The following is a 15,264-nucleotide window of genomic DNA, read 5'->3' as shown; positions in this document are numbered from 1 at the left end:
ACTTAGATTCGACGAGGGCGCGGCCGATATGACCGCGCCCTCCTGGATGGTCAGCGCCTATTGTCGTCCATTACCCTGCTGAGGCCGGCCGCCGTGTCGGGGATGTCGTCGACGGAGATCCGCTTGGCGAACACCTTGTAGGACCAGGCCGAGTAGCCGATGACGATGGGGACGAAGATGAGCGCCGCCACGAGCATGATGATCTGCGTCGGGCCGGTCGCCGTTGCCTGCTCGATCGACAGTGAGTAGGCCTCGTTGATCGACGACCGCATGACGTACGGGAACATTGCGGTGAAGATGAACGCGACCGCGGCGGCGATGCCGACGAAGTTCGCGATGAACGCGCGCAGCTCGTCGCCCCGCTGTGCGAAGACGGCCGCACCGACGAGGCAGAGCGCGGCGATGATCAGGGGAATCCAGGACCACATGCTCGTCGCGTAGACGAGCTGTGCCCACAGCGCCCACGCACCGGTGATGACGAGGGAGACGAGGGACAGGCGTGCGGCGTACTTCTCGGCGCGCACCTGCAGCTCGCCCGCTGTCTTGAGCGCGAGGAAGATCGCGCCGTGCGAGAGGAAGAGTGAGAGCGTGACGAGGCCGCCGACGATCGTGAAAGGAGTGAGGAGCGAGAAGAATCCGCCGGTCAGGTGGTGGGTGAACGAGGCCGCCTCAGCGACCGTCGCCGACTCGATCTCGTTCGCCGACACCGTCTCGAAGGTCTGGGTCGCGGCGTCGGTGATCCGCAGAACCTCGATCTCCATGCCCTGGACGAGGTTGGCGAAGGCGACGCCCCACAGGATGGACACGCCCCAGGCCGAGGTCGTGTGGATGCCGTCCCAGCGCCGGCGCCAGCGCTCGTCGTTGATCTTGCCGCGCCACTCGAGGGCGGTGATCCGCACGATGAGGAGGACGAGGATGAGGAAGAGCGCGAGGTACATGCCTGAGAACATCGTCGCGTACCACTCGGGGAACGCTGCGAAGGTGGCACCTCCGGCGGTCAGAAGCCAGACCTCGTTGCCATCCCAGTGCGGGCCGATGGTGTTGAGCGAGACGCGCCGCTCCTTCGGGTTGCGGGACAGTCGGGTGAACAGCATGCCGACGCCGAAATCGAAACCTTCGAGCGTGAGGTATCCGGTCCAGAGGACACCGATGAGGACGAACCAGACGTAGGGGAGGAATTCCATGTCATCTCTCCTTAGTAGACGAAGCTCAGGGGCTGGTTCTCATCGTCGGGCTGTGGAGCCTCGCCGCCGGTGAGATTGATTCCCTCATACGTGTAACGGCGGACGAGGAGGAACCAGACGATGCCGAGCATGAGATAGAGGACCGTGAATCCGATGAGCGTGCCGAGGACCATGCCCGGGCTCGTCACCTGGGACACACCCCAGTCGGTCAACAGCATGACCCTGTCGACGCCGGTCGCAGTCGGCTGGTCGAGGTTCTCGAGGTTGGGCGCGACAACCCATGGCTGGCGGCCCATCTCCGTGAAGATCCACCCGAAGTTGGAGGCGATGAACGGCGTCGGGATGGTGAGGATCGCGAACGTCGCCCAGCGGTCGGACACCCACATCCTGTTCTCCCGCGTCTTCCACAGCGTGGCGAGCGCGAGAATGACGGGGAAGGCCATGAAGCCGATCATGCCGCGGAACGAGTAGTAGGTGACGAAGAGATTGGGGCGGTAGTCGTAGTCCTCGCCGTGCAGCTCCGCGAACTGCTCCTGGTAGAACTCCTGCACCTCTGCCACTCCGGCGACCTCGGACTCAGGGCCGGTGAAGTGGTTCGTTGCCATGAAGGACGTGACGAAGGGGATGTCGAGGATGCGGAGGACATTCTCGCAGTCGTTGGTGAAGTCGCCGATGGCGATGAGCGACAGTGGTGCGCCCTCCTCCGTGTGGCATTGGGCCTCCGCGGATGCCATCTTCATCGGCTGCTGGGCGTAGACGAGCTGACCCTGCCAGTGGCCGCTCAGACCGACGAGCCCGGCCGAGATGAGGATGGTGACGGCGCCGAAGCGGGCGGCCGAGCGCCACATCTCCGGCTGACCCTCGATGCTGCGCCGCGTCGAGCGGACCATCCACCACACGGCGATGCCGGCCACGACCGTGCCGGCGACCATGAAGGAGGCTGTGATGACGTGGGAGATCGCCGCCAGCGCCTTGACGTTCGTGAGGACCTCGAGGAACCCGCCGACGCCGTCCAGCTCGGCGCGGCCCGTCTCCTCGTTGTAGATCGCGCCGACCGGGTGCTGCATGAACGAGTTCGCGGCGAGGATGAAGTAGGCGGACAGGTTGACGCCAATGGCGACGAGCCAGATGCACAGGGTATTGAGCTTCGCGCTCATTCGGCCGCGGCCGAAGACCCAGAGGCCGAGGAAGGTCGACTCGAGGAAGAACGCGAGCAGCGCCTCAAAGGCCAGGGGAGCGCCGAAGATGTCCCCGACGAAGCGGGAGTACTCGGACCAGTTCATGCCGAACTGGAATTCCTGAACGATGCCCGTGGCGACGCCGAGGGCGAAGTTGATGATGAGGATCTTGCCGAAGAACTCGGCCAGTCTCATCCACTTCTCCTCGCCCGACCGCAGCCACTTCGTCTGCATGATCGCCACGAGGGGAGCCAGCCCGATCGTCAGCGGGACGAGAATGAAATGATAGACGGTCGTGATGCCGAACTGCCATCGCGCGAGGTCGAGAGCCTCCATCTACGGTCCCCTTCTAAAGTGGTAGAGATTTGGTCCTAATTTTCGCTGGGAGCCGACTGGGAGACCTGGGACCAAGGTCCCTCTTTCAGTCACAGTGTCCAAAAAATTAACCTCATTATTCGCCGACGGCTCATTCCCGGAATCCGGCCACCGACGGCTTCTGGTGCCACTCCCGCCGCGCCGCCGAATGGGGCGGGCGCATGGTCGCGGGGCGGGCGAACTGCCATCGTCCGAGCGTGTGCTGGAACTCGGGGAGCACTCGTTCTGCCAAAGTGTGAGAGAATCGTGAGAGGCCGCGCGAGCACGGAGCGCGGGGCCGCCGTCACCACGTGCTGAGCGCCGCCGTCCGGGTGTGCTGCCGAGCGGGTGATGTCACAGGCTTCCGCCGTTACATCGGCGATTACGTGGGAAGGCTTCCGTGCCGTCTTTCCGGACAGGAGTCCCAATGGCCGAAGAACAGGCCGATAACGCGTCAGAACCGACCAGGGTGGCGATGCCCGCCACCTACCTTCTCTTCCAGGAGCCCGACCCGACGAGGGTCGTTCGGCGCCCGGTCAAGAAGCAGGAGGATCGCGACAGCCGCCGCGACGTCGATAACCGCGATGATGATCGGCGCGATGACGATCGCCGCACCGACGATCGACGCGAGGACGATGAGGAGCGCAAGCCGCGCAGGCGAGGCTCTCGTGGGCGCGGCAAGGCTGCCGATCAGACTGATCAGCCCGATGAGAGCCCGAAGACGGAGCAGGGCGGCGACGACGAGACCCCGACCCGGACCCGGTCGAGACAGTCGCAGCCGCGCAGGGCCGAGCGTTCGGGAGACGATGAGCAGACCGTTTCGCAGGCCGAGGACTCTGAGGATGATGAGTCCTCATCTGGGACGGTCACCCGTCGTCGCCGCCGCCGCCGCTCAACCTCCTCCGAGGAGGTGACGGCGCTCAAGGGCTCCACCCGCCTCGAGGCGAAGCGTCAGCGACGCAGGGATGGCCGCGAAGCCGGCCGTCGCAGGCAGTCGATCACCGAGTCCGAGTTCCTCGCACGCCGCGAGGCCGTCGCCCGCACGATGCTGGTGCGTGAGCAGGATGGGCTCAATCAGATCGCCGTCCTCGAGGATGACATTCTTGTTGAGCACTACGTCGCCCGCCACACCCAGGTGTCGATGGTCGGCAACGTCTACCTCGGACGGGTGCAGAACGTTCTGCCGTCGATGGAGGCCGCCTTCGTCGATATCGGCAAGGGCCGCAATGCTGTTCTCTACGCGGGTGAGGTCAACTGGGAGGCCGCCGGTCTCGAGGGTAAGCCGCGCCGGATCGAATCTGCCCTGAAGTCGGGAGAGACGGTCCTCGTCCAGGTCACGAAGGATCCGATCGGCCACAAGGGTGCGCGCCTCACCGCGCAGATCACCCTCGCCGGACGCCACCTTGTCCTCGTGCCATCGGGCGCCATGACCGGCATCTCCCGCAAGCTTCCGGATCGTGAGCGCCAGCGGCTGAAGAAGCTCCTCAAGGAGATCGTCCCCGCCGAGCACGGCGTCATCGTCCGCACGGCCGCCGAGGGCGCGACAGAGGATCAGCTGCGCAAGGACGTCGAGCGCCTCACCAAGAAGTGGGACGAGATCCAGGCCAAGGTCACGTCTGCCAAGAGCGCTCCCGTTCTCCTCAAGGGCGAGCCCGAGCTCGCAGTCCGCGTCGTCCGCGACGTGTTCAACGAGGACTTCGAATCCCTCCACATCCAGGGGACGAACACGTACAAGACGATCTCCGAGTACGTCCACGAGCTCTCCCCCGAGCTCGACGACCGGGTCCACAAGTGGGTCCAGAACAAGGACATCTTCTCGGAGGCACGTGTCGACGAGCAGCTGGCGAAGGCGATGGACCGCAAGGTCTACCTGCCCTCCGGCGGCTCACTTGTCATTGACCGCACCGAGGCCATGACCGTCGTCGACGTCAACACGGGCCGGTTCACAGGTTCGGGCGGCACGCTCGAGGAGACGGTGACGAAGAACAACCTCGAGGCCGCCGAGGAGATCGTCCGACAGCTGCGCCTTCGCGACATCGGCGGCATCATCGTCATCGACTTCATCGACATGGTCCTCGAGTCGAATCGCGACCTCGTGCTGCGCAGGCTGATCGAGTGCCTGGGACGGGATCGCACCCGTCATCAGGTCGCCGAGGTCACCTCGCTCGGCCTCGTGCAGATGACCCGCAAGCGAGTCGGTCAGGGCCTCACAGAGGCGTTCTCCTCGACCTGTGAGCACTGCAGCGGCCGCGGATACCTCATCCACTCCCATCCGGTCGAGAAGGGCGATTCCGCTCCCAAGCAGACGAAGCCCGCACGCCAGGCGGCAGCGCCCGCTCCCGAACCCGACGAGGACGACTCGAAGCGCGAGGAGGTCAAGTCGGCCCTCGCGTCGATCGCCGCCGCTGCGCAGCATCATCGCGATGAGGAGATCGAGGAGAAGCCCGCTCCCAAGCGGGGGTCGAGGCAGAACCGTCGAGGCGACGGCCGCCAGTCCGCACAGAAGAAGGCCGGCTCTGCGACCGAGGACGCGGCTCCGACCAAGAAGGCCGGCTCTGCGACTGAGGGCGCGGCTCCGACCAAGAAGGCTGAGGCGGCGGCTGAGGTCGAGGCGCCGACGAAGAAGGCTGTTCAGTCCGGCAGGGTGAGCGGCAGGATCACGCCGGGCACGTCCGCAGAGCCTTCCGCCGCGAAGGTGGAGAGGGTGGAACCTGCCCCTGCTCCGGTGCAGGAGCGGAAGTCGCGGCGCGTCGCGTCCTCAGGCACCATCGTCACAAAGACCTCGGGCAGCGCCATCATCGTCGCACCGAAGTCGGAGACGCCGGTGAAGAAGGCCGAGCCGAAGCGTGCGCCCGTCCAGCAGCCGAAGCCGGTCGAGGTCAAGCCGGAGGATGATGCCCGGAAGACCCGCAGGGCGGTTTCGTCCGGCACGATCATCCCGAAGGCCAGCACGGCCCCCGGCATCATGACCTTCCCGGTCAAGTAGTGCTGAAAACCACAGCGTCTATGCCTGTCATGCGCGGTCTGGGGCTTGGTTCGCCCGGCCCCGATCGCGTACGATAGGACGTCGGTGCCCGACCTGGGCACGAGACTTTTTGTCCGCATACGTCAACCAGAGATGAGCAACAACGTGGCTTACGCGATTGTCAAAGCTGGCGGCCGCCAGGAAAAGGTGTCCGTCGGCTCCATTGTCGTCATGAACAGGATCGAGGGCGAGGCCGGTGACAAGGTCGAGCTCGAGCCGATTCTGCTTGTCGATGGCGATAAGGTCACTACGTTTGCGGACGGGATCTCCGCGACCGTGACCGGCGAGATCATCCGCGCCGAGCGGGGCCCGAAGATCGACATCATCAAGTACAAGAACAAGACCGGATACCGTAAGCGCATGGGCCACCGCCAGCAGCTCACCCGTGTCAAGATCACGTCGATCGCCTAGAGAATCATAGGAGCTGAACCATGGCAACCAAGAAGGGTGCTTCCTCAACCCGTAACGGCCGCGACTCGAATGCACAGCGCCTCGGCGTGAAGCGCTTCGGCGGCCAGCTCGTCAGCGCGGGCGAGATCCTCGTCCGTCAGCGCGGCACCAAGTTCCACCCCGGCAACAACGTCGGCCGCGGCAAGGACGACACGCTTTTCGCGCTCTCCGCGGGCACCGTGGAGTTCGCAACTCGTCGCGACCGCAAGGTTGTCGACATCGTTCCGGTTTCTGCCTGAACAAAACTTCAGTGAGGGGTGGACGGCCTGGTGCCGCCCGCCCCTCCTGCCATATCAGGAGGTCACGATGTCGACATTCGTCGATAGGGTCGTTCTGCACGCTCAGGCGGGCAACGGCGGCAACGGGTGCGCATCGGTGCGCCGCGAGAAGTTCAAGCCGCTCGGCGGCCCCGACGGGGCCAACGGTGGCAGGGGCGGCGACGTCATTCTTGCAGTCGACCCTCAGGTGACGACTCTTCTCAGCTACCATCGCTCGCCACACAAGAGTGCCGACTCCGGCAAGCCCGGTGAGGGCGATCTGCGGGTCGGCAAGAGCGGTGACGACCTCGTCCTCGGCGTTCCGTCCGGCACGGTCGTCAAGACCCTCGACGGCGATGTCCTTGCCGACCTGGTCGGTCCCGGCGCCAGATTCGTTCTGGCCAAGGGCGGCCAGGGAGGTCTCGGCAACGCGGCCCTCGCCTCGCCGAAGCGGAAGGCCCCGGGATTCGCTCTGCTGGGTGACGCGGGCGAGCAGGTTTCCGTGGTCCTCGAGCTCAAGTCTGTCGCCGATGTCGCTCTCGTCGGCTTCCCGTCGGCAGGCAAGTCCTCCCTTATCGCCGCCATGTCCGCCGCGCGGCCCAAGATCGCGGACTACCCGTTCACCACGCTCGTGCCGAACCTCGGCGTCGTCGATGCTGAGGGTGTCCGCTACACGATCGCGGACGTGCCCGGCCTCATCCCGGGAGCCTCCGAAGGACGTGGCCTCGGCCTCGAGTTCCTCCGCCATATCGAGCGCTGCGCGGTCATCGTCCACGTCCTCGACTGTGCGACACTCGAACCCGGACGCGATCCCGAGTCTGACCTTGACATCATTGAGAACGAGCTCGAGATCTACTCGCGCCAGATCCCGCCAACCTTCGGTCACCAGCCGCTCATGGAGCGGCCCCGCCTCATCGTCCTCAACAAGGCCGACGTTCCCGAGGCTCGTGAGCTCGCCGAGTTCGTGGCGGAAGACCTTCGACAGAAGTATCCGGTCCACATCGTCTCCGCGGTGTCCCGAGACGGGTTGAGGGAGCTCTCCTTCGCCCTGGCCGCTCTCGTCGAGAAGGCTCGGGCGGAGATGCCGGAGGAGGAGCCCGCCCCGATCATGCTGCGACCGAGGCCGCGGGGCTCTGTCCAGGAGTTCTCCATTCATAGGCTCGGCGGATCGGACGGCCCCCTGTTCCAGGTGGTCGGCGACAAGCCCGAGCGCTGGGTCCGCCAGACCGACTTCGCCAACGATGAGGCGGTCGGATACCTCTCGGATAGGCTCGCGAAGCTCGGCATCGAGGAGGCCCTTGCGAAGGCGGGGGCGCTTGCGGGTGACGCGGTCGTCATCGGCCCCGTCGAGGGTGGCGTCGTCTTCGACTGGGAACCGACAATGTCGACAGGTGCTGAGCTTCTCGGCCCTCGAGGCACGGATCTCCGTTTCGAGCAGGCTGACCGTCCCACGCGGCGCGATAAGCGCGAATCGTTCCACGAGCGCATGGACGCGAAGGAAGCCGCCCGGCAGGAGCTCTGGATGGAGCGGGATTCCGGGGTCTGGACGGACCCCGACGCATGAACCGGGCGCTCGCCAACCGGGCGCTCGTCCCGAGCGCACCCCGGTTCGTCGTCAAGATCGGCTCGTCGTCGCTGACGAAGGTGGATGGAACGCTCAACTGGCCGGCCCTCGAATCGCTGTCGGAGACACTATCCGACGCCTATGACCGGGGCCAGCAGTTCGCCCTCATCTCGTCCGGCGCCGTCGCAGCCGGTGTCGGACACCTCGGCATCGCGACAAGGCCGACGGATATGTCCGGCCTTCAGGCGGCTGCCATGGTCGGCCAGCCCCACCTCATGAGCGCCTACGGTGAGCGCTTCGCGCAGCGCGGGATCGGGATCGGCCAGGTTCTTCTCACGGCCGATGATGTGATCAGGCGAACCCATTACCGCAACGCCCGTCTCGCACTCGAGAAGCTGTTTACGATGGGGATCGTCCCGATCGTCAACGAGAACGATGCCGTGGCGACGACCGAGCTCAGGCTCGGCGACAACGACAGGCTCGCCGCGATCATCGCCCACCTCATCAACGCCGACGTCCTCATCCTTCTCACGGATGTCGACGGGCTCTACTCGGGGCCCCCAACGGAGCCCGGCTCACGGCCCATCCGGTTCGTCGGCAACATGTCGGAGCTGGAGAACTACTCGATCACCGGGCGGGGAAGCATGTTCGGGACCGGGGGCATGGCGACGAAGGTGACGGCCGCACGCATGGCGACCGCCTTCGGCATTCCGACACTCGTCACCTCGGCCGAGAATCTGCGTCCCGCACTCGATGGCGAGTCGGTCGGCACGTGGTTCGCGGCAACGGGACAGAAATCGAATGCGCGAGCACTGTGGATCGCCCACGCGGCGAAGTCCCACGGTCAGGTGCGTCTCGACGCGGGTGCGGTTGCCGCGCTCGAGTCCGGCGGGAAGTCGCTGCTCGCCGTCGGCATCACCGACGTCGTCGGCACGTTCGACCCGGGGGATCCTATCGACATCATCGGCCCGGGCGGCGATCTCGTGGCTCGAGGCCTGGCCGGCTGGGATTCGGAGCGGCTGCGGGAATCGGCCGGACAGTCCGGCGCGGGTCGCCCTGCCGTCCATGTCGATGACATGGTTCTCCTGCGCCATTAGGCGGGGCCTCCGGGGCACTGCCGCCCCAGACGAATGAGATTCACCACAGTCGGCTCGCCCGGGCGCTGAAGCCATCGCCCCGCACGGCTGAAGTCGCACGATGGCAGGGAATTCTCGCGGGGTATTCTCCCAGGTCGGCCCTGCAGAAAGGTCCGAAGCGGCGTGGGCCCAACGGCTTGGAGCGGTGGCCTTTCGTGTGCCATTATGATGGCAATCATGTTCTGGACATCCTTGACAGAAGCGTTGGAGGGCGTCCGGCAGACATGCTGACGGCAATGGTGCCGTTGGTTCCTTTTGATGTCCAAGGGAGGACACACATGAGAAACGCAAAGCGGGCGCTTGCACTGGTCACCGCCGGTGCCTTCGCTCTCGGCGGCCTTGCCGCGTGCGGGAACGATGACGAGGGCGGGTCCGGCGACGCCGCAGACGGCTCGGTCTACTTCCTCAACTGGAAGCCCGAATCTGAGGAGACCTACAACGAGATCGCCTCCGCCTACACGGAGGAGACCGGCGTGCCGGTCAAGGTTGTGACCGCAGCCTCCGGAACCTACGAGCAGACCCTCAAGTCTGAGGTGACGAAGTCTGAGGCTCCGACGCTCTTCCAGATCAACGGCCCCATGGGCCTCAAGAACTGGCAGTCCTACGCGCTCGAGCTCGACGACACTGAGTTCGCGCAGGACCTCAACGATCCGGGCCTCGCACTCAAGGGCGAGGACGGCAAGATCTACGGTGTGCCGCTCGCAGTTGAGGGCTATGGCCTCATCTACAACCAGGCCATCTTCGAGGACTACTTCGCGATGGACGGGGCGAAGGCGTCGTCGATGGACGACATCAGCGACTTCGATTCCTTCAAGGCGGTCGTCGAGGACATGCAGGCCCGCGCAGACGAGCTCGGGATCGAGGGTGTCTTCGCGGCAACCTCGCTCGCAACGGGCGAGGAGTGGCGCTGGCAGACTCACCTCGCCAACATTCCCGTCTACTGGGAGTACGAGGAGGCGGGTGTGACGGACATGGAGGAGATCGGCTTCACCCACGCTGAGAACTACAAGAACATCTTCGACCTCTACCTCGAGAATTCGACCGTCGAGCCCGCGCTCACCCCGTCCAAGACCGTCACGGACTCCATGCAGGAGTTCGCGACGGGCAAGGTCGCCATGGTCCAGAACGGCAACTGGGCCTGGAGCCAGATCAAGGACATCGAAGGCAACGTGGTGGCCGAAGAGGACATCAAGTTCATGCCGATCTACACCGGAGTCGAGGGGGAGGAGTCGAAGGGCATCAACATCGGCACCGAGGCCTTCATGGCGGTCAACGCCCGCGCTTCTGAGGCTGACCAGCAGGCCACGATCGACTTCGTCAACTGGCTCTTCAGCTCGGAGGAGGGCATGCAGTACGTGACGGAGGACCTCGGCTTCATCGCGCCGTTCAAGTCCTTCGGCGACAGCACTCCGAGCGACCCGCTCGCAGTCGAGATCAACGCCTACATGACGGATCCCGACCGTGAACCCATCCCGTGGGTGTTCACCACGTTCCCCTCGCAGGCATTCAAGGAGGACTTCGGCCAGGCTCTGGCTCAGTACGCCTCCGGCAATGTCGAGTGGGACGAGGTCGTCGACACCTTCGTCAACTCCTGGGCCCGCGAAAAGGCCAACCTGGGCTGATGACCCCTCGAGTGCCGGGGCGGGCGCCGCCCGCCCCGGCACACCACCGTCTGAACAGTCGCGACAGCACCAGCGGAGACGAAAGCGATGCAGAGAACACTTAAGAAATACGTCCCCATATTCGTAGCGCCGACAGGAATCGCGTTCACGATCGCCTTCCTCCTGCCCTTCCTCATCGGCATCTATCTCTCGTTCGCGAGCTTCACAACGATCACCGATGCCGAATGGGTCGGCCTCGAGAACTATGGCCGGGTCTTCGACGAGAGCCAGGGATTCACGAACTCCTTCCAGTTCACCCTCCTCATCGTCATCGTCGCGATCATCTCCGTCAACGTATTCGCCTTCGCGATCGCCAGGCTTCTCACGCAGAAGCTTCGAGGCACGAACTTCTTCCGATCCGTCTTCTTCATGCCGAATCTCATCGGCGGAATCGTCCTCGGCTATACATGGCAGTCGATGATCAACGCCGTCCTCGCCAACTACGGAACGACGATCATCTCTCGATGGGAGTACGGCTTCGTCGGACTCATCCTCCTCATCAATTGGCAGCAGGTCGGCTACATGATGATCATTTATATCGCCGGACTCCAGGCTGTCCCACCTGAGCTGACGGAGGCGGCCGAGATCGATGGCGCAACCCGCTGGCAGACGCTCAGGCACGTGACCATTCCCGTCATCATGCCGACCATCACGATCTGCGTTTTCCTCACGCTGTCGAACTCGTTCAAGTTGTTCGACCAGAACTTGGCGCTGACCAACGGCGCGCCGCAGGCCAAGACGGAGATGGTCGCCCTCAACATCGTCAACACGATGTTCGCCCGCATGGGCCAGGAGGGCGTCGGCCAGGCCAAGGCAGTTGTCTTCGTCATCGTCGTCGTCGTCATCGCGTTCCTGCAGCTACGGGCCACCCGGAGCAGAGAGGTCGAAGCATGAGCACCATCGCACAGCCGGTCGGATCGATCGGAGATCCGACACTCACACCGGACGAGAACGTCCAGGAGAGCGGGTCGAAGGCGCGGCACTCGTTCTACTACGTGGTCCTCACGCTGCTCCTCATCGTCTTCCTCGGGCCGATCGTCTTCATCGTCCTCAACTCCTTCAAGCAGCGGTTCTCGATCAGCTCCGACCCGTTCGCCCTTCCGCTCGGGGAGATGTGGGCTGGGCTGCAGAATTACACGACGGGGCTGGCACGGACCGGCTTTTTCGAGGCGATCCTCTGGTCCTTCGTCATCACCGTCTCCTCGGTCGCCACGATCGTCTTCCTGACGGCGATGACCGCCTACTTCATCACCCGTGTCAAAACTTGGTGGACCTCGCTCCTGTACTACATGTTCGTCTTCTCCATGGTCATCCCGTTCCAGATGGTCATGTTCCCGACTGTGAAGATTGCGGACATGCTCCACTTCAACAACCCGGCCGGCATGGTCGTCCTCTACCTTGGGTTCGGCGCCGGACTGTCGGTCTTCATCTTCGCGGGCTTCGTCAAATCCATACCGCTCGAGATCGAAGAGGCCGCCTACATCGACGGGTGCGGACCGCTTCAGAACTACTTCCGCGTCGTCCTGCCGATCCTCAAGCCGACGACCGTCACCGTCGCGATCCTCAACGCGATGTGGATCTGGAACGATTACCTCCTGCCCTATCTCGTCATCGGACTCTCGACGCGGTACAAGACGATCCCTGTCGTGGTTCAGATGCTTGTCGGCTCCAATGGCAATAGGGACATGGGGGCGATGATGGCCATGCTCGTTCTCGCCATCATCCCGATCGTCATCTTCTACCTGTTCTCGCAGAAGCACATCATCGAAGGTGTCGTCGCCGGTTCGGTCAAGGGCTGATATGGGAGGGTGGCTCGCACCCGACTCGAAGCTCTACAACGGGCTCGTCACTGTCGCCGACACCGTCATCGTCAACCTGCTGCTCATCGCCTTCAGCATTCCGATCGTCACGGCGGGTGCCGCCGTCACGGGAGCCCACAGGGCGCTGCTGCAGCAGGCAAGAGAAGAAGGTTCGTCGCCGGCGAGAGCGTTCTGGTCCGGATTCCGGTCGACGTTCTGGCGGTCGACTCTCGTCTGGCTCGTACTCCTCACCCTCTTCACCGTGTCGGCCTGGGAGATCTGGGCGATCAGCCGCATGAACCTCGGCGTGGCAGGCAATGCAGTCATCGTCGTCGTCCTCACGGGCATCGTCCTTCTGGCCGGCTTCGCGGTATGGATCTTCCCGCTGCTGAGCGAGCAGATGGGTCCACTCGGACGCGTGGTGCGCGGCGCGGCGCTTCTCGCGATCCGCCACCTCCCACGCACCCTCGCCGCTCTCGGCCTGCTGCTCGTTCAGCCGCTTATCCTGTACCTGTCGATCGATGTGCTCGGTTTACTCGTCTTCGGTAACCTCATCATCCTTCCCGCCGCGATCCTGTACATGCATGCGCTCATGTTCTCGGGCCCACTCAAGAAGCAGGTGTCCTAAGCGCGACTATGTGATGTAGTTCACTTGCACTGATTTGCAGAAGACAGACCCACCCCGATAGCGGGTGGGTTTGTCCGTTATCTGGTGGATTAGGTCTGGCCCGACAGTGCGTACCGCAGCGGTTTCAGTCGCAAACAGGCGCCCTACTGGAAGGTATCTCAATTGCTGGTCAACAGCATCTTGACATCTGGACCAGTGCCCGTGTTATCCTGGCGGCGGTCCAGAGAACCAGCAACAAGCCCCGGCTAGCTGGTCGACAACCCCTCACGTGCGAGGGGTGCCCCGGGTGACGACCAGGCCTCAATCGGCAAGCGACGCACCGTCCGCGGTGGATAGCACGAAGGAAAATAACATGGCATTGACGAATAACATCCAGACGGCCGGGCAGCGAGTATCGGCTCCGTTCCATCTTCGTCGAATGCGTATGTGGCATAAGTCCATGGCCTGATCCGGCCAACTGGATCCGCCCGGGAGAATCTCCCGCATCGCTCTATGCACCTTCATTCAGCTCCTCACGGAGCGGCTCTGCTATACCCAAGGAACATTCGATGACAATCCAGCTGCCCTCATCACGACAATCCCGCGTTGGCTACAAGATCCCGTCGATCAGCATTGACCTGTCGACCCTCGGAGCGGAGGTCTTTGACGCCTCCTCCGAGTTCGGGGAGGATTTCCCCGTCGAATCCTGCAACCTGCACCGACTCGCCTCGATGACGAGCGCCGCCATCTCCGATGGTCTCGCCGCTGTCACCCTCGGCTCGAGCTTCCTGCTCCGCTCCGATCTCCACATTCGCGACTGCCGGCTTGATCCAGTGCGCGCTGCCGTCAAGCTCACCTCGAGGATCACGGGCCCGATCTATGCGGCGGTGACCGCAGCGAGCGGCTGCGAGGAGGCTCTCGCCGCCGTCAAGGATACGGAGGTCGGTCTTGAGATCCATGTCGCCGACGGCGACCTCGACTCGGCTCTCTCCCTGATCGACAGGGCGCGGAGGAACGGTAACCCCGTCACGGTGGCCCTGACCGGCGACACCGCTTCGCGAATCGACCTCGGCGCCCTCGGAGCGGTCGTCGACAGCGTCCGCCTGCGTGAAGCCGATCCGCATACGGCCCGCGAGATCCGCTACTCGCTGCGGTCGGCTGCCCTCGAGGAGGGCCGCGATCTCCAGGTGACCTCAGATCTGTTCATGATCGTCTCCGCATGCGCGATGGACGCGGAGGAGCGGGCGAACCTCATCACTGCCATCGGCGCCGACCGCTACGCAGAGGGCTCGGCGAGAGTCCTCGGTACCGTGCACGACGTGGCCGACCATATCGAGTCCTGGCTCGCGCTCGGTGCGGCCGACGCGTTCACGATTCTGCCCGGCTCGCTTCCGACCGATCTCGCCTCGACGGTCTGCGGAGTGCTGCCACTTCTCCAGGCGCGGCGCACCGCTGAATCTGCAGAGTAGGGGAGTGTCGACAATCTCTGCATCGCTCAGCAGTTCTCGTCAACCGCAGGCCTGCCGTCAGCAGGCGAGCTGACGCGACAGCGGAGATCGCGTCGATCGATGCCCGACATGAAGGAGCGGGCCCCGAACGGGGCCCGCTCCTTCATGTCTGTGATCAGGATTCGGTGGTCTGCTGCTCCGCGATCTGCGCGCGGACCGCGTCCATGTCGAGCTTCTCGGCCTGGGCAATGAGGTCCTCGAGAGCCGAGGCGGGAACGGCTCCGGCCTGCTCGAAGAGCTTGATGCCATCCCGGAAGACCATGAGCGTCGGGATCGACATGATCTGGAACGCCTGAGCGAGCTCGACCTGATCCTCCGTGTCGACCTTGCCGAAGGTCACGGTCTCGTGCTTCTCCGAGGCCGCCTCGAAGGTGGGCGCGAACTGGCGGCACGGGCCGCACCACTCTGCCCAGAAATCGAGGAAGACTGTGCCCTCCTTGATGGTCTCGTTGAAGTTGTCTTTCGTGATCTCTACTGTCGCCATGTCCAGCTTCCTCTTGTCGTCTGCTTCCCATGAATGGTGATACGTCGGCTGTAACGG

The 15,264-nt window shown here is 64.1% G+C and carries 13 protein-coding genes and 1 riboswitch; of the genes, 10 read left to right on the top strand and 3 right to left on the bottom strand.

Features of this window, described 5'->3' with window-relative positions; genetic code table 11:
• Window positions 1-50: 50 nt before the first annotated feature.
• Both cydB and EJO69_RS04040 read right to left on the bottom strand, forming a co-directional pair.
• Window positions 51-1,184: a cytochrome d ubiquinol oxidase subunit II gene (gene cydB, locus EJO69_RS04045; protein WP_126039531.1), complete on the bottom strand. Its 1,134-nt coding sequence runs from the start codon at window positions 1,182-1,184 to the stop codon at window positions 51-53.
• 11 nt (window positions 1,185-1,195) lie between these two features.
• On the bottom strand, window positions 1,196-2,698 hold the full coding sequence (locus tag EJO69_RS04040) for a cytochrome ubiquinol oxidase subunit I (protein WP_126039527.1): 1,503 nt from the start codon (window positions 2,696-2,698) through the stop codon (window positions 1,196-1,198).
• A 445-nt stretch (window positions 2,699-3,143) separates the two neighbouring features.
• On the opposite strand from EJO69_RS04040, the gene EJO69_RS04035 reads away from it, so the two are divergent.
• The 10 genes from EJO69_RS04035 (at window position 3,144) to EJO69_RS03990 (ending at window position 14,684) form a co-directional block, all read left to right on the top strand.
• Entirely contained in the window at window positions 3,144-5,702 is a 2,559-nt protein-coding gene (locus tag EJO69_RS04035) for an Rne/Rng family ribonuclease (RefSeq protein WP_164519864.1), read from the top strand.
• A gap of 132 nt (window positions 5,703-5,834) precedes the next feature.
• The gene (gene rplU / locus EJO69_RS04030) at window positions 5,835-6,152 is read left to right on the top strand and encodes a 50S ribosomal protein L21 (protein ID WP_126039525.1); all 318 of its coding nucleotides are present in this window, start codon (window positions 5,835-5,837) and stop codon (window positions 6,150-6,152) included.
• Between the two features lie 20 nt (window positions 6,153-6,172).
• Complete coding sequence (rpmA, locus tag EJO69_RS04025) at window positions 6,173-6,430, top strand: 50S ribosomal protein L27 (RefSeq protein WP_126039522.1); 258 nt, start codon at window positions 6,173-6,175, stop codon at window positions 6,428-6,430.
• 67 nt (window positions 6,431-6,497) lie between these two features.
• Window positions 6,498-8,012, top strand: a complete 1,515-nt coding sequence (gene obgE, locus EJO69_RS04020) for a GTPase ObgE (RefSeq protein ID WP_126039519.1) — start codon at window positions 6,498-6,500, stop codon at window positions 8,010-8,012.
• Complete coding sequence (proB, locus tag EJO69_RS04015) at window positions 8,009-9,109, top strand: glutamate 5-kinase (RefSeq protein WP_126039517.1); 1,101 nt, start codon at window positions 8,009-8,011, stop codon at window positions 9,107-9,109. The genes obgE and proB overlap by 4 nt, the downstream gene beginning before the upstream one ends.
• Window positions 9,110-9,426: 317 nt before the next feature.
• Entirely contained in the window at window positions 9,427-10,770 is a 1,344-nt protein-coding gene (locus tag EJO69_RS04010) for an ABC transporter substrate-binding protein (RefSeq protein WP_126039514.1), read from the top strand.
• Window positions 10,771-10,857: 87 nt separating this feature from the next.
• The gene (locus EJO69_RS04005) at window positions 10,858-11,703 is read left to right on the top strand and encodes a carbohydrate ABC transporter permease (protein WP_126039511.1); all 846 of its coding nucleotides are present in this window, start codon (window positions 10,858-10,860) and stop codon (window positions 11,701-11,703) included.
• Window positions 11,700-12,608, top strand: a complete 909-nt coding sequence (locus EJO69_RS04000; protein WP_126039508.1) for a carbohydrate ABC transporter permease — start codon at window positions 11,700-11,702, stop codon at window positions 12,606-12,608. Before EJO69_RS04005 ends, EJO69_RS04000 begins: the two co-directional genes overlap by 4 nt.
• Window position 12,609: 1 nt before the next feature.
• A complete protein-coding gene (locus EJO69_RS03995; RefSeq protein WP_126039505.1) occupies window positions 12,610-13,236 on the top strand; it encodes a MusI family membrane protein in 627 nt (208 codons plus the stop codon).
• A 217-nt stretch (window positions 13,237-13,453) separates the two neighbouring features.
• Window positions 13,454-13,556: riboswitch (SAM riboswitch) on the top strand.
• Window positions 13,557-13,784: 228 nt separating this feature from the next.
• Window positions 13,785-14,684: an LLM class oxidoreductase gene (locus EJO69_RS03990; protein ID WP_126039502.1), complete on the top strand. Its 900-nt coding sequence runs from the start codon at window positions 13,785-13,787 to the stop codon at window positions 14,682-14,684.
• 154 nt (window positions 14,685-14,838) lie between these two features.
• Here EJO69_RS03990 and trxA read toward each other — a convergent pair whose 3' ends face one another.
• Window positions 14,839-15,207 carry a thioredoxin gene (gene trxA / locus EJO69_RS03985; protein ID WP_126039500.1) on the bottom strand — a complete coding sequence of 123 codons (369 nt, stop codon included), beginning with the start codon at window positions 15,205-15,207 and terminating at the stop codon, window positions 14,839-14,841.
• Between the last annotated feature and the right edge of the window lie 57 nt (window positions 15,208-15,264).

This window comes from Flaviflexus salsibiostraticola, assembly GCF_003952265.1.
Lineage (GTDB): Bacteria > Actinomycetota > Actinomycetes > Actinomycetales > Actinomycetaceae > Flaviflexus > Flaviflexus salsibiostraticola.
This window is presented reverse-complemented; position numbering and strand designations above follow the sequence as displayed.

Coding starts and splice junctions, on each gene's coding strand:
- EJO69_RS04000 (WP_126039508.1), top strand. CDS start 11,700: ATGAGCACCATCGCACAGCCGGTCGGATCGATCGGAGATCCGACACTC.
- EJO69_RS04040 (WP_126039527.1), bottom strand. CDS start 2,698: ATGGAGGCTCTCGACCTCGCGCGATGGCAGTTCGGCATCACGACCGTC.
- rpmA (WP_126039522.1), top strand. CDS start 6,173: ATGGCAACCAAGAAGGGTGCTTCCTCAACCCGTAACGGCCGCGACTCG.
- EJO69_RS04010 (WP_126039514.1), top strand. CDS start 9,427: ATGAGAAACGCAAAGCGGGCGCTTGCACTGGTCACCGCCGGTGCCTTC.
- obgE (WP_126039519.1), top strand. CDS start 6,498: ATGTCGACATTCGTCGATAGGGTCGTTCTGCACGCTCAGGCGGGCAAC.
- EJO69_RS04005 (WP_126039511.1), top strand. CDS start 10,858: ATGCAGAGAACACTTAAGAAATACGTCCCCATATTCGTAGCGCCGACA.
- rplU (WP_126039525.1), top strand. CDS start 5,835: ATGAGCAACAACGTGGCTTACGCGATTGTCAAAGCTGGCGGCCGCCAG.
- EJO69_RS04035 (WP_164519864.1), top strand. CDS start 3,144: ATGGCCGAAGAACAGGCCGATAACGCGTCAGAACCGACCAGGGTGGCG.
- EJO69_RS03995 (WP_126039505.1), top strand. CDS start 12,610: ATGGGAGGGTGGCTCGCACCCGACTCGAAGCTCTACAACGGGCTCGTC.
- cydB (WP_126039531.1), bottom strand. CDS start 1,184: ATGGAATTCCTCCCCTACGTCTGGTTCGTCCTCATCGGTGTCCTCTGG.
- EJO69_RS03990 (WP_126039502.1), top strand. CDS start 13,785: ATGACAATCCAGCTGCCCTCATCACGACAATCCCGCGTTGGCTACAAG.
- proB (WP_126039517.1), top strand. CDS start 8,009: ATGAACCGGGCGCTCGCCAACCGGGCGCTCGTCCCGAGCGCACCCCGG.
- trxA (WP_126039500.1), bottom strand. CDS start 15,207: ATGGCGACAGTAGAGATCACGAAAGACAACTTCAACGAGACCATCAAG.